At 72.3% G+C, this 22,354-nt stretch carries 15 protein-coding genes; 13 read left to right on the top strand and 2 right to left on the bottom strand.

Annotation, left to right across the window (positions count from 1 at the left end; genetic code table 11):
* Nucleotides 1-73: 73 nt before the first annotated feature.
* Nucleotides 74-1,408 carry an alpha-2,8-polysialyltransferase family protein gene (locus ACFWI4_RS39535; protein ID WP_385402042.1) on the bottom strand — a complete coding sequence of 445 codons (1,335 nt, stop codon included), beginning with the start codon at nt 1,406-1,408 and terminating at the stop codon, nt 74-76.
* A complete protein-coding gene (locus ACFWI4_RS39530) occupies nt 1,405-2,385 on the bottom strand; it encodes a glycosyltransferase family 2 protein (RefSeq protein ID WP_385402045.1) in 981 nt (326 codons plus the stop codon). The genes ACFWI4_RS39535 and ACFWI4_RS39530 overlap by 4 nt, the downstream gene beginning before the upstream one ends.
* Before the next feature lie 198 nt (nt 2,386-2,583).
* On the opposite strand from ACFWI4_RS39530, the gene ACFWI4_RS39525 reads away from it, so the two are divergent.
* From ACFWI4_RS39525 to ACFWI4_RS39465, 13 genes are all read left to right on the top strand, one after another.
* Nucleotides 2,584-3,924, top strand: coding sequence for a DUF6716 putative glycosyltransferase (locus ACFWI4_RS39525; protein WP_387206316.1), 1,341 nt, complete (start codon nt 2,584-2,586; stop codon nt 3,922-3,924).
* Nucleotides 3,925-4,000: 76 nt separating this feature from the next.
* Nucleotides 4,001-5,308 (top strand): cytidylyltransferase domain-containing protein, encoded by a 1,308-nt coding sequence (locus ACFWI4_RS39520; protein WP_385402051.1) that lies wholly within the window; start codon nt 4,001-4,003, stop codon nt 5,306-5,308.
* A gap of 14 nt (nt 5,309-5,322) precedes the next feature.
* Nucleotides 5,323-6,261 (top strand): N-acetylneuraminate synthase family protein, encoded by a 939-nt coding sequence (locus ACFWI4_RS39515; protein WP_387206314.1) that lies wholly within the window; start codon nt 5,323-5,325, stop codon nt 6,259-6,261.
* Nucleotides 6,262-6,299: 38 nt separating this feature from the next.
* Entirely contained in the window at nt 6,300-7,379 is a 1,080-nt protein-coding gene (locus ACFWI4_RS39510; protein ID WP_387206313.1) for a hypothetical protein, read from the top strand.
* Nucleotides 7,380-7,640: 261 nt separating this feature from the next.
* Nucleotides 7,641-9,005, top strand: a complete 1,365-nt coding sequence (gene pstC, locus ACFWI4_RS39505; RefSeq protein ID WP_387206311.1) for a phosphate ABC transporter permease subunit PstC — start codon at nt 7,641-7,643, stop codon at nt 9,003-9,005.
* Nucleotide 9,006: 1 nt separating this feature from the next.
* Nucleotides 9,007-10,293 carry a phosphate ABC transporter permease PstA gene (gene pstA / locus ACFWI4_RS39500; RefSeq protein ID WP_387206309.1) on the top strand — a complete coding sequence of 429 codons (1,287 nt, stop codon included), beginning with the start codon at nt 9,007-9,009 and terminating at the stop codon, nt 10,291-10,293.
* A complete protein-coding gene (locus tag ACFWI4_RS39495) occupies nt 10,293-12,059 on the top strand; it encodes a substrate-binding domain-containing protein (RefSeq protein WP_387206307.1) in 1,767 nt (588 codons plus the stop codon). The genes pstA and ACFWI4_RS39495 overlap by 1 nt, the downstream gene beginning before the upstream one ends.
* Nucleotides 12,056-14,824, top strand: coding sequence for a hypothetical protein (locus ACFWI4_RS39490; protein ID WP_387206305.1), 2,769 nt, complete (start codon nt 12,056-12,058; stop codon nt 14,822-14,824). Before ACFWI4_RS39495 ends, ACFWI4_RS39490 begins: the two co-directional genes overlap by 4 nt.
* Before the next feature lie 137 nt (nt 14,825-14,961).
* Nucleotides 14,962-16,956: an Ig-like domain repeat protein gene (locus ACFWI4_RS39485; RefSeq protein ID WP_387206303.1), complete on the top strand. Its 1,995-nt coding sequence runs from the start codon at nt 14,962-14,964 to the stop codon at nt 16,954-16,956.
* A 106-nt stretch (nt 16,957-17,062) separates the two neighbouring features.
* Nucleotides 17,063-17,971: a sortase gene (locus tag ACFWI4_RS39480; protein WP_387206301.1), complete on the top strand. Its 909-nt coding sequence runs from the start codon at nt 17,063-17,065 to the stop codon at nt 17,969-17,971.
* 183 nt (nt 17,972-18,154) lie between these two features.
* On the top strand, nt 18,155-18,979 hold the full coding sequence (pstB, locus tag ACFWI4_RS39475; protein WP_387206321.1) for a phosphate ABC transporter ATP-binding protein PstB: 825 nt from the start codon (nt 18,155-18,157) through the stop codon (nt 18,977-18,979).
* A 368-nt stretch (nt 18,980-19,347) separates the two neighbouring features.
* Nucleotides 19,348-20,571 (top strand): M20 family metallopeptidase, encoded by a 1,224-nt coding sequence (locus tag ACFWI4_RS39470; RefSeq protein ID WP_387206319.1) that lies wholly within the window; start codon nt 19,348-19,350, stop codon nt 20,569-20,571.
* A 553-nt stretch (nt 20,572-21,124) separates the two neighbouring features.
* Nucleotides 21,125-22,183, top strand: a complete 1,059-nt coding sequence (locus ACFWI4_RS39465; RefSeq protein WP_387206299.1) for a BMP family protein — start codon at nt 21,125-21,127, stop codon at nt 22,181-22,183.
* The last annotated feature ends 171 nt before the right edge of the window (nt 22,184-22,354 follow it).

Raw genomic sequence — 22,354 nt, 5'->3', positions numbered from 1 at the left:
GGCGACCCCTGGGGGGGGGGGCGGGGGGTGCCCCCCGCCCCCGCTCCCTGGTGTTCCGCGCGGTGAGCGCCCCTCAGCGGCCCACCGCCCGCTTCAGCGAGCGCGCCCTGCGGGCGACCCGGCGCACGGTCGCGTTGCGCGGGATGAAGGCGAGCTGGGCCGGGACCGCCCCGGGCAGGGCCAGCGAGGTCAGACGCTTGCGCTTGAAGTAGCGCCAGGTCTGCTGGGTCAGCTGGTTCGTCAGATAGCTCTCGGCCGCGGGGCGCAGCTCCGGGCAGATCTTCGGCTGCATCGCGTAGCCGACGGCTCTCAGGAGTCGCGTCAGGTCAGCCACGTCCATGCCGGGGCGCTGCGCGGTGACCGCCTGAGCGTCCGCCAGGTCGGGCACCAGCGCGTCTACGATGGTCACCGGGACCCGGTTGCTGTTCTCGTACGGGGTGAGCCGGTCGAGCAGCGGGCCGGTGCCGACCCGGGCGACCGGCAGGCCGTAGAGCGCGGACGCCGTGAACAGGGCCGTGGAGAAGCAGCCGACGACCAGCGCGGGACGCATCCGCTGGTAGAGCACCTCGGCCAGGACCGGGGTGTCGAGCACGGTGAGGTCCGCGCCGAGCTTCTCGGCCTCCCTCTCCAGCATCCGCGACCAGCGGGCCGGGGCCGAGGGGTGCGGCTTGAACACCACCCGGGTGTGCCCGAGCGCGAGGGCGCCCTTCAGCATCCGTACGTGCAGCTGCTCCTCCTCCTCGGCGGTGAGGATCTCCAGCGCCGAGAGGTACTGGCCGAGCAGCAGCGCGGGCTCCTCCACCGAGGGCAGTTCGCCGCCGGTGTCGACGAGCTCCGCGAGCACCTTCACGAACGCGTCCGTGGACACGATCTCCGGCTCCACGTCGAACTCGGTGAGCAGCAGCGGCTTCAGACCGGGGACCAGGTCCAGATGGAGCAGCCGGGTCACCCGCGTGCCGACCAGCGGGTCGATCTTGTTGCGGGTGGGGCCGTAGCTCATCAGGCCGTCGGCGTACACGGTGACGGGCGCGCCCATGAAGATCTGGGAGACGCCGAGCGCCGGGTTGACCTGGATCGACTCCACGGCCAGTTCGACGTCGTCGTCGCCGAGGTTCCAGGCGAGCCGCAGATGCCGCTCCCACAGCGGGACGTCGTCCGGGCGCGGGGCCCAGCCGCCCGGGTGGAAGGGGGAGATGGTCTCGTTCCACGAGATGACGTCGTCGAAGCGGCCGCGCAGCCGCTCGAAGCCGGGCATCCCGTCCACGCCGGGCGTCGTCTCGGGCGTCGCCGCGTTGTTGGAGACGAGCAGGATGCGCCGGTCGGCGGGCCCGAAGCTGTCGGTGTCGAGGGCCGCGGCGAGCGTGGCCGTCCCGTACAGCGTGGACGCCATGAAGATCTGGGTGGTCACGCGGCCACCCCCGCGGCGGGCGCGGGACGTCGGCGCAGCCGGCGCAGCCGGGTGGCGCGCTGGATGTCCATCGAGTCGAGGGCCTCGTCGAGCACGCCCTGGGGCATGCGGCGCAGTGCGACGGCACTCATGGACTTCAGTTTCCGTGCCACTGCCGGCTCGAACCTTTCGATGGATCCCAGGTGATGGGAAATAATCGCGCAATATGTACGCACGGCTTTGGGAAGGAGTTTTTCCGCGTCCCGGTCCTCGGCGGTTTCCGCCACGACCTGGTCGAACGCGCGGATGAAATCGAGCTGGCGCACGTCCCCGATCTGGGTGAGCGAGGAGGCGACACCGCGCCGGTAGTACACGCCGAGCAGACCCACCGTGGCGAAGGATTCCGCCTCCCGGTGCAGTTTCCAGATCCACGGCCGGTCCTCGGCCGTGCGCAGCCCGTCGGTGAAGTGGAGCAGCCCCCGGTCGACCAGTCGGCGGTGGTAGATGCCCGCCCAGGCGTACGCGTAGTCGACGGAGGTGGAACGGTCGGAGGGAAGGATGGCGTCGCGGGGACTGAGGACGACTCCGCGCCTCCCGTGCGGGACGCGGTGGATGGTCCGGGCGCGCGCGGTGCACTGGACATGGTCCGTGCGGACGAAGTCGCAGCCCAGGTCCTCGATGGAGGAGACGAGTTGTTCGTAGTATCCGGGGGCGAGCCAGTCGTCCCCGTCGAGGAACGTGAGGTACTCGCCACGCGCTGCGTCGATCCCGGTGTTGCGGGCGGTGGCCAGTCCTCCGTTCTTCTCGTGTCTGACATACACCGCACCCGGGAGCTCGCGCTCCGCGCGCGCGAGGATGTCCGGTGTCTCGTCGCGCGAGCAGTCGTCGACGAGAATGAATTCGAAATCCTGCCGTGCGTTCGCACGCAGGCTCTTCAGGGTGTCGGGCGCATATTGCTGCACGTTGTAGAACGGCACGATGACGGAGAGCTTGACCACGCCTGTGACGTTAGGGGGCAGCCCGGCATTCGTCTTTACCGTTGGTGGGATGCAAGGTGAACGACGCGTGGCGGTACCGTGAACCACGCCGTTTTCTCAGCCGATCCTGGGCTGATTCCCCATTCGTCGACACGCTGTTAACCGTTTGTTGTATTCGGGTTGGGCCGCTCCTCGAAATGGCTTCCTAGCGTCTAGGACGTGCCAGCAAGTACCAAGAAGTCGCTGCGGGTCGCCGTTCTCGCGGATTCCGACACCAGGTGGAAATGGGGTTCGCTCACCGCGAATCGCATTTCCCCGGTCGAATCGGACATCCGCCTCGACGGATTCCTCCTGCGCGGCCGAGCCACCCCGACCCCCCGTCAGCTCGAAGAGGTCGGCGTCCGCGCGGACTCCCTCCGCGAGGTCACCGCCGTCGAGTTCCTGCGCGAGATGGGCCGGGAGGACAGCGCCTACGACGTGGTCGTCCTCGCCCTCGTCGGGGGTGCCGTCCAGGCGGTCCTGCACGGTCTGGCCCGTGCCTGGGACGGACGGGCGAAGCGGCCCCTGGTCGTCACCGGCTATGTCGGCGTCGTCTACGAGAAGCTCGCCGACGGACTGCTCCTGCGGCACGGCGCGGACCTCGTCCTCGCCAACTCCCGCCAGGACGCGGACCGTTTCCGGGCCGTGTACGAAGGGGTCGGCGCGGACGCCGGATCGGTGACCGAGGTCGCGCTGCCCTTCCTCGGCGGGGCCGCCTACACCGGGCACGACCCGGCCGCGGAGCGGGGGAGCCGGCCCCACACGGTCGTCTTCGCCGCCCAGCCCTCCGTACCGGAGAACCGCAGGGACCGTACGTACCTGCTGGACCGGCTCATCGGCCACGCGCGGCTGCACCCGGACCGCGAGGTCCTGCTCAAGCTGCGCTCCAAGCCGGGCGAGCACACCACCCACATCGAGGAGCTGCCGTACCAGAAGCTGGTGCAGAAGGCGGACCCGCCGGCCAACTTCCACCTGGTGTACGGGCACATGGGCGAGGTCCTGGACCGCACCGACCTGCTCGTCACCATCAGCTCAACGGCCGCCCTGGAGTCCCTGCACCGCCGTATCCCCACCGTCGTCCTCAGCGACCTCGGGGTGCGCGAAGCGCTCGGCAACCACCACTTCGTGGGATCCGGCTGCCTCGCCTCCTGGGACCAGCTCGACGCCGGACACCGGCCGGAGCCCGACCCCGCGTGGGTGGCCCGGCAGGGCGTCGCGGCCGAGGGAGGCGCGTACGAGACCGCCTTCGACGCCGCCAGGCAGCGCATCACCGCACTGCTCGCCTCCGGTGAACTGCCGCCCCTCGCCCCCTACTACACCCCCGTCACCGCGCCCGGATACCTGCCCGGCATCCTCGCCCGCCACCACCTCGGACCCGACGGCAGCCCGCTGCCCGGGGCCCCGGCGGCGGACCGGGAACCCAGCCCCGTACGGCAGTTCGTGCGCAAGGCCGCCCGCGGCGCCTACCGCCACGGCGTCCAGCGCGTGGCACCGGTGATCCGGCGGATGGGCGAACTGTGAGCGCCCCGGCGACGAGCGGCCCCGCCGCCCCCCGCCCCCAAGCCTTCCTCGCCTCCCTCGTCAAGGAGAACAGCGCATGACCAACTCGGAAGCGGGCCGAACCGCGCCGGTGCGCCGCGTACTCGCGGTGATCCCCGCGCGCGGCGGCTCCAAGGGCGTGCCCGCCAAGAACCTCCTGCCGGTCGGCGGAGTGCCGCTGGTGGCCCGCGCGGTGCGCGAGTGCCGCGCCGCCCGTCTCGTGACCGACGTCGTCGTCTCCACCGACGACCAGGCCATCGCGGCGGCCGCCCGCCAGGCCGGCGCCGAGGTCGTGCTGCGCCCCGCCGCCATCGCCGGCGACACCGCCACCTCCGAGGCCGCCGTCCTGCACGCCATGGACACCCACGAGGCGCTGCACGGCTCCCCGGTCGACGTGGTGCTGCTCGTGCAGTGCACCAGCCCGTTCATCATCCGCGAGGACGTGGACGGCGTCGTCGAGGCGATCGTCGCGAACGGCGCGGACACGGCGCTGACCGTGGCCCCCTTCCACGGCTTCGTGTGGCGCGACGGCGACGACGAGCCCGCCGCCGCGGTGGCCGCCGAGACCGGCCGCGCGGCCCTCGACGGCGGAGCCGACGTCCTGGTCGCCGACACCGCCACCAGCGGCGGCTACGGCGTCAACCACGACAAGTCCTTCCGCCCGCGCCGCCAGGACCGCCCCCAGGACCTGCTGGAGACCGGAGCCGTCTACGCCATGGAGGCCGCCGGCTTCCGCGAGGCCAGGCACCGCTTCTTCGGCCGCACCGAACTCGTGCGCACCGACCCGGCCCGCGTGCTGGAGATCGACGACCCGCACGACCTCGCCCGCGCCCGGGCCCTCGCGACGCTCTTCGACGCGAACCGGCCCGGCGCCCTTCCGACCGCCGACGACATCGACGCGGTCGTCCTCGACTTCGACGGCACCCAGACCGACGACAGGGTGCTGATCGACTCCGAGGGAAGGGAGTTCGTCTCCGTGCACCGCGGGGACGGCCTCGGTATCGCCGCCCTCCGCAAGAGCGGACTGACGATGCTGATCCTCTCCTCGGAACAGAACCCGGTCGTCGCCGCCCGGGCCCGGAAGCTCAAGCTCCCGGTCCTGCACGGCATCGACCGGAAAGACCTCGCACTGAAGCAGTGGTGCGAGGAGCAGGGCATCGCGCCTGAGCGCGTGCTCTACGTCGGCAACGACGTCAACGACCTCCCGTGCTTCGCCCTCGTGGGCTGGCCGGTGGCGGTCGCGAGCGCCCACGACGTCGTGCGCGGCGCCGCACGCGCGGTCACCACCGTCCCCGGTGGCGACGGCGCGATCCGAGAGATCGCCAGCTGGATCCTCGGCCCTTCTCTCGACTCCCTCGACAAGTAAGGAACTTCTCCACCATGAGCACCAACTCCCGTCTGCGCCAGTTCGGTTCGAAGACCGCCGGCCCCGGCCACCCCGTCTACGTCGTCGGCGAGATCGGCATCAACCACAACGGCGAGCTCGAGAACGCCTTCAAGCTGATCGACGCCGCCGCCGAGGCCGGCTGCGACGCCGTCAAGTTCCAGAAGCGCACCCCGGAGATCTGCACCCCCCGCGACCAGTGGGACATCGAGCGCGACACCCCCTGGGGCCGCATGACCTACATCGACTACCGCCACCGCGTGGAGTTCGGCGAGGACGAGTACCGCCAGATCGACGAGTACGCCAAGAGCAGGAACATCGACTGGTTCGCCTCCCCGTGGGACACCGAGGCCGTCGCCTTCCTGGAGAAGTTCGACGTACCGGCCCACAAGGTGGCCTCCGCCTCGCTGACCGACGACGAGCTGCTGCGCGCCCTGCGCTCCACCGGCCGCACGGTCATCCTCTCCACCGGCATGTCGACGCCGAAGCAGATCCGCCACGCGGTCGAGGTCCTCGGCAGCGACAACATCCTGATGTGCCACGCCACCTCGACCTACCCGGCGCAGGCCGAGGAGCTCAACCTCCGGGTCATCAACACCCTCCAGGCGGAGTACCCGAACGTTCCGATCGGCTACTCCGGCCACGAGACGGGCCTGCAGACCACCCTCGCCGCGGTCGCCCTCGGCGCCACCTTCGTCGAGCGCCACATCACCCTCGACCGCGCGATGTGGGGCTCCGACCAGGCCGCCTCCGTCGAGCCGCAGGGCCTGACCCGCCTCGTCCGCGACATCCGCACCATCGAGGCCTCCCTCGGCGACGGTGTCAAGAAGGTCTACGACTCCGAGCTCGGCCCGATGAAGAAGCTGCGCCGCGTCACGGGCGTCGTCGCCGAGGCGGAGATCGCCGCGGCCGCCGGCGAGCCCGTCTCGGTCTGAACACCCTGAATTCCTTACGACGGGACGGTCGTACGTCGATGAGACCCCGCGCCGGTTCGGCCGGCTCCACCACTCTCGCCTTCGTCGAGAGCCCGGTACAGCTCCTGAACGTGCTGGAGTGGGCGCACATACACGCCCACGACGGCGCGGCGCCCGGCGCGGGGCTCACCCTCGTCGTCCTGTCCCCGAACGACCCGATGACCCGCGGCCAGCTCCGCCGGATGGCGGAACTGGCCCGCGACGAGGGTCACTCGGTGCGCTGGGAGGAGGCGCGCGGCGGCACCACGGCCCCCTTCCACACCATCGGGGGACTGGCCCCGCTGCTGCGCAGGGCCCGGCGGATCGTCATGGGCGACCCGTTCTCCCGCTATGTGCAGCTGCTGCTGACCATCACCAAGGCGCGCGACCTGGTCGTGGTCGACGACGGCACGGCGACGATGGAGTTCGTCGCCCAGCTCGCCCGCGGTGAACGCCTGGTGCGCTGGCACCGGCGCGGTGGCCGCCCCGGCGCCCGGGACGTGCTCTTCGCCCCCGTGTCCGCCTCGGCCCGCCGCCGGCTGACGCCCAGTGACCGCCGCAGCGTCGAGGTCTTCTCCTCGATGCCGATCGAATCGGCGCCGGACGGCGTCACGATCACCGCCAACGACTTCTCCTGGACCCGGGACCGGTTCGGCCCGCCGCGCATCACCCGGAGCGCGGACATGGTCGGCACCTCGCTCGTCGAGACCGGCGTGGTCGACCCCGACCGCTATCTGGACGCGGTCCGCGCGCTCGCCAGGGCGCACGGCGCGACCCGCTACTTCGCGCACCGCCGCGAGAGCGTCGAGAAGCTGCACCGGCTGGCCGCCGAGACGGGCCTGGAGATCGTCCGTCCCGACCTGCCGCTCGAACTGATCGCCCGGCGCGGCCCGATCGGCCGCACCATCCTGAGCTTCCCCTCGACCGTCGTGCACACGCTGCCGCTGGCCCTGGCCGGCACCGAGGTGCGTGTCGCGGTCTGCGACATCGATCCCGCCTGGCTGACGGAGAACGCCTCGCCGAGGGCCCAGGGCTTCCTGTCCGGCGTCACGGGCACCGCCCGGGACGTCCACCGGCTGTCGGCGGTGTCCGCCATCTAGTTCAGGCCACAGGCAACTTCAGACGTTCGGAGCCCGGCGTACCGCGCCGGGCTCTTCCGTCGGTCCATACCGCGATCCACGCGGATCATCGGGACCGCGCTCCGCCCACCCTCCACGACGAAAGCACCGAACGGTCGCGTGGTGTTCACCGGTCCTCCACAACACGCGCGTTGGGGCGACACGATCCGGCCATTGAATCGCAGCGCGCGGTACCGGCCGTCGGTCGCGCGAGGTTCCGTTTCCGGATGTGGGGGGCAGCGCGTGGCGTCCGTGTCAGAGGGGTCCGGCAGACCGGAGTCGGAGAGACCGGGGACGGAGAGACCGGGCTCGGGGACATCGGGTGCGCGGGCGGGGGGTCCGGAGACACCGGAGGCCGGGAGACCCGAGGCCGGAGACCGGGAGGCCGGGAGACCCGAGGCCGGAGACCGGGAGACCGGGAGACCCGAGGCCGGGAGACCGGCTTCCGTCGGCCCCGGTACCGGGACCCCCGAGCTCAGGACCCCCGAGTCCAAGACCCTCGGGACCGGGACCCCCGGGATCGGGACCCCCGAGCCCAGGACCTCCGCGATCGGGATCCCCGGGACCAAGACCCCCGGGACCGACACCCTCGGGACCGGGACCGTCGTTCCCGGTCCGCGAGAGGCCCGTGATCTCGCCCCCCGGCGGCTCGACGCCGCCCGCGGTCTCGGCGACCGGGTCTTCCGCTTCCAGCTCACCGCCACCGGCGTCGCCGTCCTCGCCGTCATGGCGGGGGTCGGACTCTTCCTCCTCCTGCGGGCCGGCCAGGCGCTGCGCGCCCGGGGCTTCTCCTTCCTCACCACCGCCGCGTGGCAGCCGGACGTCCACAACTTCGGCATCGCGGCCGTCCTCACCGGCACCGTCCTGATCGCCTGCGTCGCGGTGTCGATCTCCGTACCGCTGGCCGTCGGGACCGCCCTGTTCATCTCGGACGTCGCCCCGCGCCGGCTGCGCCGCACCCTGGTGACCATGGTCGACCTGATGGCGGCCGTCCCCTCGGTGGTCTACGGACTGTGGGGGCTCTTCTTCCTCCAGCAGCACGTGATCGGCCTGTCGCGCTGGCTCTCCGAATGGTTCGGATGGATCCCCCTGTTCACCGTGGACGGCACCCAGCCGGGCGAACCCCTCGCCTCCGAGAGCGTGTTCACCGCGTCCACCTTCGTCGCCGGAATCGTCGTCGCGCTGATGGTCGCCCCGATCCAGTGCTCGGTGATGCGCGAGGTCTTCTCCCAGGCCCCCGCCGGCGAACGCGAGGGCGCCTACGCGCTCGGCGCCACCCGCTGGGGCATGATCCGCTCGGTCGTCCTGCCGTACGGCAAGGGCGGGATCATCGGCGGCACCATGCTCGGGCTCGGCCGCGCGCTCGGCGAGACCATCGCCGTCTACCTGATCATCTCGCCGGTCTTCGTGATCCAGCCGCACATCCTCCAGACCGGCTCCAACTCGGTGTCCTCGCTGATCGCCCTGCACTACGGCGACGCCTCCGAATTCGGTATGTCGGCGCTGATGGCCGCGGGCCTGGCGTTGTTCCTGCTCACCCTGGCGGTCAACTTCACCGCCTCCTCCGTGGTGGCCCGCAGCCGTTCCGGCGCGCAGAGCGAGGCATGAGATGACCGTCGTCCAAGAGACGTCCCCGTCCGCCGTACGGGACGCGGCGCCCGCTCCCGCCGACACGGCCGTGGAGCACGCCCCGCCGCCACCGCGGCCGCGCCGCATCGGCGGGGTCACCCGCAACGGGGTGCTGTCCCTGTGCGGCGCCGCCGCGTCCGCGCTCTGCGTCACCGTCCTGCTGTTCGGCCAACTCGCCCCGTTCTCGGGCGCGCTGGGCTTCGCCGTCACCGCGTACCTCGTGTTCCTCGCGGTCTACGCGGTGCTGACCGGGCTCGACGAGGACGGCCAGGCCGTACGGGACCGGGTCATGACCGTCGTGCTGTGGACGGCGGCCACGCTGCTGTTCTCCGGCCTCGTCATGGTCGTCGGCTTCACCGGCTGGCGCGGCCGCGAGGCACTGCCGCACGCCAACTTCTTCACCCAGGACATGCAGGCGGCGGGTCCGCTCGACCCGCTCACCCACGGCGGCATCGCCCACGCGATGCTCGGCACCCTCACGATGATCACCATCGCGCTCGCGATCACCGTGCCGCTGGGCCTCGCCTGCGCCGTCTACCTGAACCAGATCCCGGGCCGGTTCTCCCGGTTCGTCCGCACGATCGTCGAGGCGATGACCGCGCTGCCCTCGATCGTCGCCGGACTGATGGTGTACGCCACCTGGATCCTCGGCCTCGGCATGCAGAAGTCGGGCCTCGCGGCCGGCTTCGCCATCAGCGTCATGATGCTGCCGATCGTGATCCGCGCCTCCGACGTGGTGCTGCGCCTGGTGCCCGGCAACCTCACCGAGGCCGCGGAGGCGCTCGGCGCGCCGCGCTGGCGCACGGTGTGGCACGTCGTGCTGCCCACCGCCCGCTCCGGCCTCGCCACCGCCGTCATCCTGGGCACCGCCCGCGGGATCGGCGAGACCTCGCCCGTCCTGCTCACCGCGGGCTTCACGGCCGCGCTCAACACGGACGCGACCAGCGGGCCGATGGTCTCGCTGCCGCTCGCGGTCTTCAACTTCGTCAAGTCGCCCGAGCCCACGATGATCGCCCGCGGCTTCGGCGCCGCCGCCGTCCTGATGGCCCTCGTCCTGGTGCTGTTCGTGATCGCCCGGGTCATCGGCGGACGCGGCCCCGGCCACCAGACCAAGCGCCAGGCCCGCCGTACCGCCCGCGCCTCGCGGGCCGACGTACAGCGCTTCGAGGACCTGCGCGCGCCCGGCCTGTCCCTGTTCGAGAACCCCGGGGAACCGCACCCCGCGGCAACCGCCCCGTCCGCCCCCGCCACCGGAGAGACCGACTGATGCGCAGCCACCTCCACACCGCCCTCGGGCGCCTGCGGGCGCTCGGGACGCTCGGCGCGCTGCTCGGCGTGATCGCCGGGCTGCTGGCCGGTCCGCTGGCGGCCCCCGCCGCGGCCGAGAGCTACACGCCGATATCCGGCGCCGGTTCCACCTGGGCCGAGAACGCCGTCGACGAATGGCGGCGCGCCGTCAACCAGTACGGCATGCGGATCAGCTACGCCGGCACCGGATCCTCCGACGGCCGCCGTCAGTTCCTCAGCGGCACCGTCGACTTCGCCGTCTCGGACATCCCGTTCCAGACGCACCCGACGGACGGCTCGGCCGCCGAGCGGCCCGCGTCCGGCAGCTACGCCTACATGCCGATCGTGGCCGGCGGCACCGTCTTCATGTACCACCTGACCGTCAACGGCAAGCGGCTCACCAACCTGCGGCTGTCCGGCGACGTGGTCACCAAGATCTTCACCGGGGCCGTCAAGACCTGGGACGACCCGGTCATCAAGGCCGACAACCCGGGCATCCAGCTCCCGCACCGCACCATCGTCCCCGTCGTACGCTCCGACGGCTCGGGCTCCACGGCCCAGTTCACGATGTGGATGGCCAACCAGCACAAGTCGCTGTGGCAGGCCTACTGCAACCGGGTCGGCCGCTCCGGGGCCTGCGGGCAGACCTCGTACTACCCGACCGTCTCCGGCATGATCGCCCAGTCCGGCGACCTCGGCGTCGCGGGCTACGTCGCCCAGAACTACGGCGAGGGCGCGATCGGGTACGTCAACTACTCGTACGCCCTGAACGCGCACTATCCGGTCGCCAAGGTCCTCAACCACGCCGGCTACTACACCGAGCCGACCCCGCAGAACGTCGCCGTCTCGCTGCTCAAGGCGCAGATCAACAACGACAAGAACTCCGCGGACTACCTCACGCAGAAGCTCGACGGCGTCTACAACGACTCCGACAGGCGCAACTACCCGCTGTCCAGCTACTCGTACATGATCCTGCCGCTGAAGGTGCAGGGCACCTTCACCAAGGCCAAGGGCAAGACGCTCGGCGCGTTCTCGTACTACTTCATGTGCCAGGGCCAGCAACAGGCGCCCTCGCTCGGGTACTCGCCGCTGCCCATCAACCTGGTGAAGGCGGGCTTCGACCAGATCCGCCGCATCCCGGGCGTCCAGGCCCAGAGCATCAACATCAGCGGCTGCAACAACCCGACCTTCTCCAGCGACGGGCACAACAAGCTCGCCGAGACCGCCCCCTACCCGGCCGCCTGCGACAAGAAGGGCGCCCCGCCCTGCACCACCGGCAGCGGTGGCGCCAAGGCCGGGGGCAGCTCGGGCGGTTCGGGCTCCACGGGCGGCACCGGCGGCGGCTCCGCCTCGGGCGGTACCGCCAGCGGCGGCTCCGACGGCGGTACCGGCGGCGGGAGTTCGGGCGGCGGCGGCAGCGCCTCGGGCGGCTCCACCGGCGGCGGCTCCGCACCCGTGGTCGACCCGGACACCGGCCAGACGCTCTCGCCCGGCTCGGGCGGCGGCGGAACCGGCACCTCCGGCGGCAGCGGCGGCTCCACCGGCGGCAGCGGAGCGGCGGCCGACACCATCGCGCTCGCCCAGCCGGTCGCCGTGTCCGGCAGCCAGGGCTGGACCACCACCCAGACGCTGATGCTGATCGCGGCCTTCCTGGTCCTCGGCCTGGTCCTGCTGCCCTCCCTGGTCTCCCGGGTCATCACCGGGCGCGGCGCGGGCAAGGACGCCGGAGAGGGGCAGCGGCGATGAACCCCCGCAGCACGAGACAGCTCGGCACGAGACAGCTCGGCACGAGACCGCACGGCACGGGACCCCGCACCGGGGGACCGCGCGTCGCGGGCGTACGGAGGCTGCTGCTGCGCCTGGTCGCCGGCACCGCCGTAGGCGCCCTCGCCGGACTCGGCGTCGCCCAGGCGGCCGCCCCGGCCGCCGCGACCGGCACCGCCACCGCAGGCTCCTCGGCCGTCACCGTCTCCGGACGCGGCGAGTTCAAGGACATGCGGTTCACCGTCGACCGGACCGCCCACCTGACCAGCCAGGCCGTCACGGTCTCCTGGTCGGGCGGCACCCCGACGACCTTCGCCGGCACGGCGTTCAACACGGACTTCGTGCAGATCATGCAGTGCTGGGGCGACGACGACGGCACCGTCCCCTCCAACCCGGGCCCCTCGCGCACCCAGTGCCAGTACGGGGCCTCCCCGACCACCGACCGCGGCAGCTGGCCCGGCAACGACTACGACGACACCCGCAGGGTCTTCTACAACGCCGACCCCACCAACTACGGCCAGGACAACCGCTACGGGGCCGCCAACCCCAACGCCCCGGGCGAGGTGCCCTTCAAGTCCGTCGACGGCACGGTCATCACCTCGGGCACCCAGAACAACGCCTTCTTCAACCGCAACACCACCAACGAGGTCGACTTCGCCCGCACCGGCGCCGACGGCACCGGCAAGGAGTACTTCGAGGTCCAGACCGCCAACGAGGCCCCGCACCTGGGCTGCGGTGTGCCGGTCACCGTCGACGGGGGGACCAGGCCCCGCTCGTGCTGGCTGGTGATCGTCCCGCAGGGCCACCTCGACCTGGACGGGAACCCGTACGCCGACCACAGCCAGGTCAACGCCGGATCCCCCGTCTCCTCCACCAACTGGAAGAACCGGGTGGCGATCCCGCTCGGCTTCAACTCCGTCGGCACCAACTGCGCGCTCGGCGCGAAGGAGCGCGCCACCACCGGCAGCGAGCTCGCAGCCGACGCCATGACCAGCTGGCAGGCGGCCCTGTGCCCGACCGGCACGGTCTACGGCTACACCGAACTCGGCGAGCCCGACACCCGCGCCCGCCTCATCGACGACGGTTCCTCCGGGCTCGCGTTCACCACCCGCGCCCTCGGCGCCGACGCCGGCACCACGGCACCCTCCGACCCGACCGTGTACGCGCCCGTCGCGCTCTCCGGCACCGTCATCGGCTTCACCGTCGAACGCAGACCCAAGGCGGGCGCGCCCGACTCCGTCCGCAGACTCGCCGGCACCAAGGTCGAGTCCATCGACCTCTCCGCGCGCCTGGTCGCCAAGCTGCTCACCGAGTCGTACCGCAACTCGCCCTGGGGAGCCGTCCTCGGCGACGCGGCGGCCACCGGCTACGACTGGGCGAAGAACAACCCGGCGGGCCTGGCGAGCGATCCCGAGTTCATCTCCCTCAACCCCGAGTTCGCCGATCTGTCGGTCGCCGAGACGCCGTCCACGGACACCGACCTCATCACCTCGCTCGGACACAGCGACTCCGCCCGCGCCCTGTGGCAGTGGATCCTCGCCGACAAGGACGCCCGGGCCTTCCTCGCCGGTGACACCGACCCCTGGGGCGCGCAGGTCAACCCGTACTACAGCACCACCGCGTCCCGTAACCGGACCGGTGTCGCCTTCGACCCCGCGCACTCCGACGACTACCCCAAGAGCGACCCCTGGTGCACGATCCCGCCGGGCACCGACGCCACCGTCAAGCAGTGCATGACCGACTTCCACCCCTACGTCGAGGACATGCACTCCGGCGCCCTGCACACCCGGCGCGCCGACACCCTCTGGAAGTCCAGCTGGGACGCGCTCGCCAACCCGCCGGCGTTCAAGAGCCCCGGCCCCCAGACGGTCGGCTCCCGGTTCGTCATCACTGTCACCGACGCGGCCTCCGCCGCGCGCTACGGACTCCAGACCGCCCGGCTGCGCAACACCGCGGGCAAGTTCGTCGGCCCCGCCGCGAGCTCCCTGACCGCGGCGGCCGCCGGCGCCACCGGCACCGGGGCCCCCGAGATCACCCCGGCCACCGCGGCCGCCGAGGGCGCCTACCCGCTCGCCCAGCTCGTCTACGCGGCCGTCCGCCCGGGCCAGATCGACAAGGCCGCCCGCAAGGACTACGCCGCCCTGCTGCGGTACGCCGCGGGCGAGGGACAGACCAGCGGCGCCGACCCGGGTCTGCTCCCGGCCGGCTACGCCCCGCTCACCACCGCCCTGCGCACCGAGGCGACCAAGGCCGCCGACGCCCTCGTCCACTACACGGGACCCGGCCCGACGCCCACCGGCGGCTCGGGTTCCACCGGCGGATCGTCGGGCGGCGGCTCCACGGGCGGCGGCTCCGACAGCTCCGGCGGCGGCTCGGGCGGCGGCGACGGCTCCACGGGCGACGGCGGAACCGGCGGCTCCACGGGCGCGGGCAGCGGCGGCGGCAGTGCCGCTCCCGGTGCCACCGCGAGCGCGAAGCCGAGTGCCGCACCGTCCTACGACGGCGGCAAGGCCGTCCAGACCACCGCGCTGGGCACCACGCCCGACGATCCGGGCAACTCGCTGCGCTACGCGGTCCCGGTCGGCGCCGCGCTCGGTGCCTTCGCCGGTATCGGGGCGCCGTTCGCCGGCGGCGGCAGGCTCCGGTTCCCGCTGCGCGTCCCGCTGCCCGGCGGCCGCGCGGTGACCGTCCCCGCGTTCACCCTGCCCGAGTGGCTGCGCAGGCGGCTGCCCTCCGGCAGGAACTGATCCACCCGGAGCGCGGGCCCGCCGGGCCCCGCTCCCCACAGACGGCCGCCCGCCCCGAAAGGCAGTCGGGGCGGACGGCCCGTACCACCCTGCCAGATCCACCCGACGTCATCTCGCACACCCTCTGGAGACTCTCAATGCGCACGACGCGCCTTTCGGCGGCCATGGTCGCCGCCGCCGTGGTGTCCGGCACGCTGGCTCTGGCGAGCCCGGCGTCCGCCGACCCCACCCCCGCCGGCACGTTCCGCAAGCTGGTCGGCGTGGGTTCGGACACCACCCAGGACGTGCTCAACGCCCTGGCCGGCGACACGGTCAACGGCAACGCGTACACGGCCACCGCCGTGCAGTCGGCGAGCGGCGCCGGCATCGCCTCCTACGACGCGATCGAGCCCGTCACCGGCTCCACCACCTCGAACATCCAGACCCGCACGGGCGGCCCGTCCTACCTGCGCCCCAACGGCTCCGGCAAGGGCCGCCTCGCCCTGAGCATGGCGCTGACCGGCGACAAGTTCCCCGACAGCTCGGGCGTCTCCATCAAGGGCCAGGTCGACTTCGCCCGCTCCTCCAGCGGCCCGAGCTCCTCCGGAACCGCCTTCACCTACATCCCGTTCGCGCGGGACGCGGTCGGCGTCGCGGTCCGCGGCTCGGCCCTGAACACGCTCACCGTCGACCAGCTGCACGACATCTACACCGGCACGCTGACCGAGGTGAACGGCCAGACCGTGCACCCGAAGATCCCGCAGAGCGGCTCCGGCACCCGCAAGTTCTTCCTCGGCGCCATCGGCCTCACCGACGCCACGCTCTCCCCGAACGTCACCACCGTCCAGGAGAACCAGGCCGACGGCGCCCTCGACGCGGACGGCGCGCTCGTCCCGTTCTCGGTGGGCAGCTGGATCGCCCAGAACAACGGCATCTCCCCGGACTTCAGCACCACCGCGGCCGCCGCCGGCGCCCACCTGGCCGCCGTGCAGCTGCCCGGCGACACCGGCGCCACCACCCCGGTCGCCACCGTGAACGGCAAGCTCGCCCCGGTCGGCGCCTACTACGAGAACGCCACCTTCGGCCGCGACGTGTACAACGTCGTCCCGAGCCGGGCGATCGACCCGACCAGCATCTTCTTCGACAAGGACCTCTACGACGTCTTCGTCACCAGCGGCACCCACGAGGCGGCCCTCGCCTCCGACGCCGCCGAGGGCGTCATCGCCAAGTTCGGCTTCGTGAACGAGTCCTACAACGGCTCGGTCAACCTGGCCAAGCACGCCAAGCTCGGCGGCCTGGAGGAGTCCGGCGTCGACGCCTCGACCCCGGCCGCGCCGGCCGTCAGCGGCACCCGCGGCGACGCGAGCGTCAAGCTGAACTGGACGGCTCCGGCCGCCACCGGCCTGCCCGTCACCGACTACCGCGTGACGCTGACCGGGTCGGACGGCGCCGTCGTCGCCGTCAAGGACCTCCCGGCCACCACCACCTCGTACACCTTCGGCGGTCTGGCCCTCGGCCACTACACGGCCACGGTCTCCGCCGCCAACCTCAACGGTGCCGGTGCCGTCGCCTCCTGGACCGGCGACATCAAGTACACGACCACCACGAAGGCCACCACGGTCACCACCGCGTACGGCAAGGCGCCGAAGATCGCCGTCACCGTCGCCGACACGCACGGTGTGGTCCCCAGCGGCACGGTCACCGTGAAGGAGGGCACCACGACCCTCGGCACGGGCACCCTGGACGGCGCGGGCAAGGCCTCCGTCACCCTGTCCAGCCACCTGAAGGTCGCCACGCACGCCCTCACGGTGTCGTACGCCGGCAACGGCAAGCTCCTGACGTCCGGCGGCACCACCTCGCTGACCGTCTCCAAGGCGTCCGCGACCGTCGCCACCACGGCGCCCGCCTCGATCAGCCACCTCTCGCAGGCCAAGGTCACCGCCAAGGTCACCGCGACCGGTACCACGCCGACCGGCACGGTCCGCATCTACGAGGGCTCGCGCGTCATCGCCACCGGCACCCTGAGCGGCGGCAAGGTCACGGTCAAGCTGCCGAAGCTGTCCCGCGGCACGCACACCCTGCACGCCTGGTACGTCGGCTCCACCACGGTGAGCTCGAAGAACGGCGCCAACTTCAAGATCAAGTCCACCTGATCCACGGTCGTCCCGACCACCTCGCCGGGGGCGTCCACGAACGCCCCCGGCGGGTCCCCGAACCGCCCCACCCGCTCGATGAGTTGAGTGAAGGAGACCTGCCGCCGTGACGGTCGCCGTACAGACCACGCTCGCAACACCCCTGCCGCGGCCGGGCGTTCGCAGCGTCACCGCCGTCCGGCATCTCGCCCGCGGCGGTCTGCTCACCCTCGCGGCCCTGCTGCTCGGGCTCACCGCGCAGCTGCTCCTCCTCAGCGGCTTCCAGGAACGAGCGGCCCAGCACGCCGCGTACGACTCCCTGCGCGCCCAACTGGCCCTGGGCACAGCCCCGGTGGCCCAGACCGACCAGCAGGGCGCCCTGCTCGCCACCGGGACCCCGGTCGCGATCGTCGACATCCCCGCGCTCCACGTCCACCAGGTGGTCCTGGAGGGCACCGACTCCGGGGTGATGACCGACGGCCCCGGCCACCGCCGGGACACCCCGATGCCGGGGCAGGCCGGCACCAGCGTGCTCATGGGCCGCGCCGCCGCCTACGGCGGTCCGTTCGGGCACCTCGGCGACCTCGCCACCGGCGACACGTTCACCGTGACCACCGGCCAGGGCAAGGCGAAGTACCGGGTCTTCGGCCTCCGGCGCGCCGGTGACCCCGCGCCCGCCCCCCTCGACCCGGGCAAGGGCCGCATGGTCCTGCTCACGGCCACCGGAGCGGACTTCATGCCCGGCGGGGTGCTGCGGGTCGACGCCGAGCTGGTCTCCGCGCCGGCGCAGACCCCGGCCGCGGTCATCCGCCCGGGCACGCTCCCGGGCTCCGAGCAGCCGCTGGCCCGGCCCGGCGGCATGCCGTGGCCGCTGGTGATGTGGCTCCAGGCGCTGGTGGCCGTGGCGGTCGGCGCGGTGTGGGCCTGGCACCGCTGGGGCCGCCACCAGACCTGGATCGTGTTCGCCCCCCTCGTCACGGTCCTCGGCCTCCAGGTCGCGACCCGGGCGACAGAACTCCTCCCGAACCTGACGTGACCTCCCGTCCGACCCGATCCGCCCCGACCCCCTCATGAGGTGCCCGACGTGACCGATGCGACCGCCGCGCGTGACAGTGCCGCGACCGAGACCGCCCCGACCGACAGCGCTCCGGCCGGGACCGGCCACGCGCCCGCCGCCACCGCCCTCATCGACCCGGGGACCGCGGCCGACACCCTCGCCCTGCCGTCCGTCCCGTCGGACGGGACCCTCCCGCACCGCCCGGGCCCGGACCCCGCCGAGCTCGACGCGCGCGAGGTGTCGGCCTGGTTCGGCAGCCACCTGGTGCTGGAGCGCGTCTCCCTCACCATGCCCGCCGGACAGGTCACCGCCCTGATCGGACCCTCCGGCTGCGGCAAGTCGACCTTCCTGCGCACCCTCAACCGGATGCACGAGCTGATCCCCTCCGCCCGGATGGCCGGCGAGGTGCTCTTCGACGGCGAGGACATCTACGCCCCCGAGCGGCGCCTGACCGAGGCCCGGCGCCGGATCGGCATGGTCTTCCAGAAGCCCAACCCGTTCCCCGCCATGTCGATCTACGACAACGTGGTCGCGGGCCTGCGGCTGACCGGCACGCGCACGGGCCGCCGGGAGAAGGACGAGCTGGTCGAGGAGAGCCTGACCCGGGCCGGACTGTGGAAGGAGGTCCGGGACCGGCTGCGCCAGCCCGGCGGCGCGCTCTCCGGCGGCCAGCAGCAGCGGCTCTGCATCGCCCGCGCCCTCGCCGTACGGCCCCGGGTGCTCCTGATGGACGAACCGTGCTCGGCGCTCGACCCGACCTCGACCCGCCGTGTCGAGGAGACGATCCACGAGCTCGCCGGCCAGGTGACCGTCGTCATCGTCACCCACAACATGCAGCAGGCGGCCCGCGTCTCCCAGCGGTGCGCCTTCTTCCTCGCCGAACAGGGCACCCCGGGCGGGATCGTCGAGCACGGCGCCACCACCGACATCTTCGGCACCCCCAGGGACCGGCGCACGGCGGACTACGTGGCGGGCCGCTTCGGCTGAGCCGCCCCGCCCGCCGCACCGGCGCCCTCCGCATCACGGAACGTGACCAGGGTGGCCGGGTCCGGTGACCGTTCCGGGAAGCGACCGCTCCGATGTGAGACCGTGGAGACCACGAAGGGGAATGAGCCCGGGCCCGCCGGGCGTTCCCCGGTGCAACGCGGCGGACGCCACCCGCCCAGTCGGATCACGGCCGGTCACCCGCGCCCGTTCAAGATCCAAACGCCCGGAGAGCCGGGCGAGTTTACCCATCCCCGTACCCGGCCATGCGCCACGCGGCCAGATTTTCTTCCCCTAACGGGCTGAACTTTTGTTGATCGTGGGTTAGTTGGCCGCCCGATCGTCCTACCCTTCAAAGGGTGAACCAACTGATGTCCCGAGAGTCCGAGGCCGATCTCCCCGGGGAGCCGCTGCTCCCGGGCGCGCTGCCCGAGGCACTGCGCGCCGAACTCGTGGCGTTCCGTCGCGACTTGCACATGCACCCGGAGCTCGGCAACCAGGAGTTCCGCACCACCGCGGCCATCAAGGCGCGCCTGGAGCAGGCGGGCCTGAAGCCCCGGGTCCTCGCCATCGGGACCGGCCTCATCTGTGACATCGGGGACGCGGACGACGTACGCCCCGTGCTGGCGCTGCGTGCCGACATCGACGCGCTGCCCATCCCGGACACGAAGAGCGACTGCGCGTACCGCTCGACCGTGCCCGACCGCGCCCACGCCTGCGGTCACGACATCCACACGACCGTCGTGCTCGGCGCCGGACTCGTGCTCGCCGACCTGCACGCCCAGGGCCTGCTGCCCCGGCGGGTCCGGCTGATCTTCCAGCCCGCCGAGGAGGTCCTGCCCGGCGGCGCCCCGGACGCGATCGAGTCCGGCGTGCTCGAAGGAGTGGGCCGGATCGTCGGCGTCCACTGCGACCCGAGGGTCGACGCGGGGCGCATCGGACTGCGGCACGGCGCCATCACCTCGGCGTGCGACCGGCTGGAAGTGGCGCTGGACGGCGCCGGCGGCCACACCGCGCGCCCGCACCTCACCACCGACCTCGTCACCGCCGCCGCGCGGGTCGTCACCGACGTCCCGGCGCTCGTCGCCCGGCGGGTCGACGCCCGCAGCGGCCTCGCGGTGACCTGGGGGCGCATCGAGTCGGGGCACGCCTGCAACGTGATCCCGCAGCACGCCGAGCTGTCGGGGACGATCCGCTGCCTGGACCTGGAGGCCTGGCGGGCCGCGCCCGACCTCGTGCACGCGGCCATCGACGAGATCGCGAACCTCTACCGCGCCAAGTCCGAGATCAACTACATCCGGGGCGTCCCGCCCGTCGTCAACGACCCGGCCGTCACCGAGCTGCTCCGCGAGGCGATGGTCGCCCGGCGCGGCGCGCACTCCGTGGAGGACACCGAGCAGAGCCTCGGCGGCGAGGACTTCTCCTGGTACCTGGAGCACGTGCCCGGCGCCATGGCCCGGCTCGGTGTGCGGCGCCCCGGCGACCGCACCACCCGCGACCTGCACCGGGGCGACTTCGACGCCGACGAGCACGCGATCACGGTCGGCGTGGAGATGTTCACCGCCGCCGCCCTCCTGGACGGCACGACCGCCTAGGCCGTCTCCGCACAGTCTCGTCCGCCGGCCGGACGACGAGACGGGTGCGGAGACGACCTCGTGTCCGCCGATCTCCGTCCGCCGCGAATCGGCGGACAGGCTCCAGGGCGTGTCCGCGAAGTCCCGTCCGCCCGGCGGCGCCCGGCCCGCGCCGGGGCTCGTCCCGCGCGCGGGCGGGGCTTCGCGGACACGGCCCGGACGCCCGCCCAGGGGGCCGCCGGAACCCCTGGACACGGCCGGGTGCACTCCGGTCGCGCCCCCCGACCCCCCGCAGTAGCGTGGTCGGCAGTTCTTCGACAACTGTCACTCCGTGGAGCAGGGTCCATCCGCTCCGTCACGGCGGGCCCGTTCCCCGGAATCGCCGCCCGACGGCCGTGATGGGCACTGCATCCCCGATCACGCCTTTCGGCCGCATGGTTCACAAGGACGTAACCGGCCATCGGCACGAATGGATAACGGCCAGGCGGAATCCCGTTCCCTGGACGGTCTACGCGCGTTAATGTGCGCCGAACTCAGCACCCACTGCGGGGCTTTGGAGAATGGGGAACTTCAGATGCGTCGGATAGCCAGCCTGACCCGCGTCGCGGTGGGGGTCGCGTCGCTCGCACTCGCCGCCACCGCCTGCGGCGGCACCAGCAGCGACAGCAACAGCAACAGCAACAGCAGTTCGAGCGGTGGCGCCAAGGGCCTCGCGATCGCGTACGACGTCGGCGGCAAGGGCGACCAGTCCTTCAACGACGCCGCGTTCGAGGGCCTCCAGAAGGCGAAGAAGGAGTTCGGCTACCAGACGGCCGACGTCGAGCCCACCGACAACGAGACCGACGCGGACAAGCAGCAGCGTCTGGAGTCGCTGGCCAGGCAGGGCTACAACCCGGTCATCGGCATCGGCTTCGCCTACGGCCCCGCGCTGGAGAAGGCCGCCGCGAAGTTCCCGAAGACCAGCTTCGGCATCGTCGACTCGGTCGTCCCGGGCAAGAACGTGGCGTCCCTGGTCTTCGCCGAGCAGGAGTCCTCCTACCTCGCCGGTGTCGCGGCCGCCAAGGCCACCAAGAGCAACGTCGTCGGCTTCATCGGCGGTGTGGACGTTCCGCTGATCCACAAGTTCGAGGCCGGCTACACGCAGGGTGTCCACGACACCAAGCCCAGCGTGAAGGTCCTCTCGCAGTACCTGACGCAGACCGCGGCCGAGGGTGGCTTCTCCAGCCCCGACAAGGGCAAGGCCGCCGCCGAGGGCCAGATCGAGAAGAAGGCCGACGTCCTCTACGCCGCGGCCGGTCTCTCGGGCCAGGGTGTCATCGAGGCCGCCTCCAAGGCGGGCGTCTGGGCGATCGGCGTCGACTCCGACCAGTACAAGCAGGCCGCGCTCGCGGCGTACAAGGACAAGATCCTGACCTCCGCGCTCAAGGACGTCGGCGGAGCGGTCTACAGCATGGCCAGCTCGGTCCACGACGGCAAGCCGCTGACGGGCACGCAGACCTTCGACCTCAAGGTCAACGGTGTCGGCCTCGCCGACAGCAACCCGCAGATGGCGCAGATCGCCGGTCTGACCGACGCCGTGGCGAAGGCCAAGGCGGCCATCATCGCCGGTGACATCAAGGTCAAGACCTCCTAGTCGCGCGAGCGGCGGGCCTCGCCCGCCTCCGTACCCGCCGAACGGGCGGACACGGCCGAAGTACCGCGGAACGGGCGGGCACCCCCCCGCGGCCCCCCCGACCCCCGGGCCCCCCGGGCGGCCCCGCACCCGCCCCACCCAGATGGAGGGGCAGGACCGGCCCCCCCGGCC

This window comes from Streptomyces sp. NPDC127038 (assembly GCF_042725875.1).
Taxonomy (GTDB): Bacteria; Actinomycetota; Actinomycetes; order Streptomycetales; family Streptomycetaceae; genus Streptomyces.
This window is presented reverse-complemented; position numbering and strand designations above follow the sequence as displayed.

Coding starts and splice junctions, on each gene's coding strand:
- ACFWI4_RS39520 (WP_385402051.1), top strand. CDS start 4,001: ATGACCAACTCGGAAGCGGGCCGAACCGCGCCGGTGCGCCGCGTACTC.
- ACFWI4_RS39515 (WP_387206314.1), top strand. CDS start 5,323: ATGAGCACCAACTCCCGTCTGCGCCAGTTCGGTTCGAAGACCGCCGGC.
- ACFWI4_RS39510 (WP_387206313.1), top strand. CDS start 6,300: ATGAGACCCCGCGCCGGTTCGGCCGGCTCCACCACTCTCGCCTTCGTC.
- pstA (WP_387206309.1), top strand. CDS start 9,007: ATGACCGTCGTCCAAGAGACGTCCCCGTCCGCCGTACGGGACGCGGCG.
- ACFWI4_RS39495 (WP_387206307.1), top strand. CDS start 10,293: ATGCGCAGCCACCTCCACACCGCCCTCGGGCGCCTGCGGGCGCTCGGG.
- ACFWI4_RS39490 (WP_387206305.1), top strand. CDS start 12,056: ATGAACCCCCGCAGCACGAGACAGCTCGGCACGAGACAGCTCGGCACG.
- ACFWI4_RS39485 (WP_387206303.1), top strand. CDS start 14,962: ATGCGCACGACGCGCCTTTCGGCGGCCATGGTCGCCGCCGCCGTGGTG.
- ACFWI4_RS39470 (WP_387206319.1), top strand. CDS start 19,348: ATGTCCCGAGAGTCCGAGGCCGATCTCCCCGGGGAGCCGCTGCTCCCG.
- ACFWI4_RS39465 (WP_387206299.1), top strand. CDS start 21,125: ATGCGTCGGATAGCCAGCCTGACCCGCGTCGCGGTGGGGGTCGCGTCG.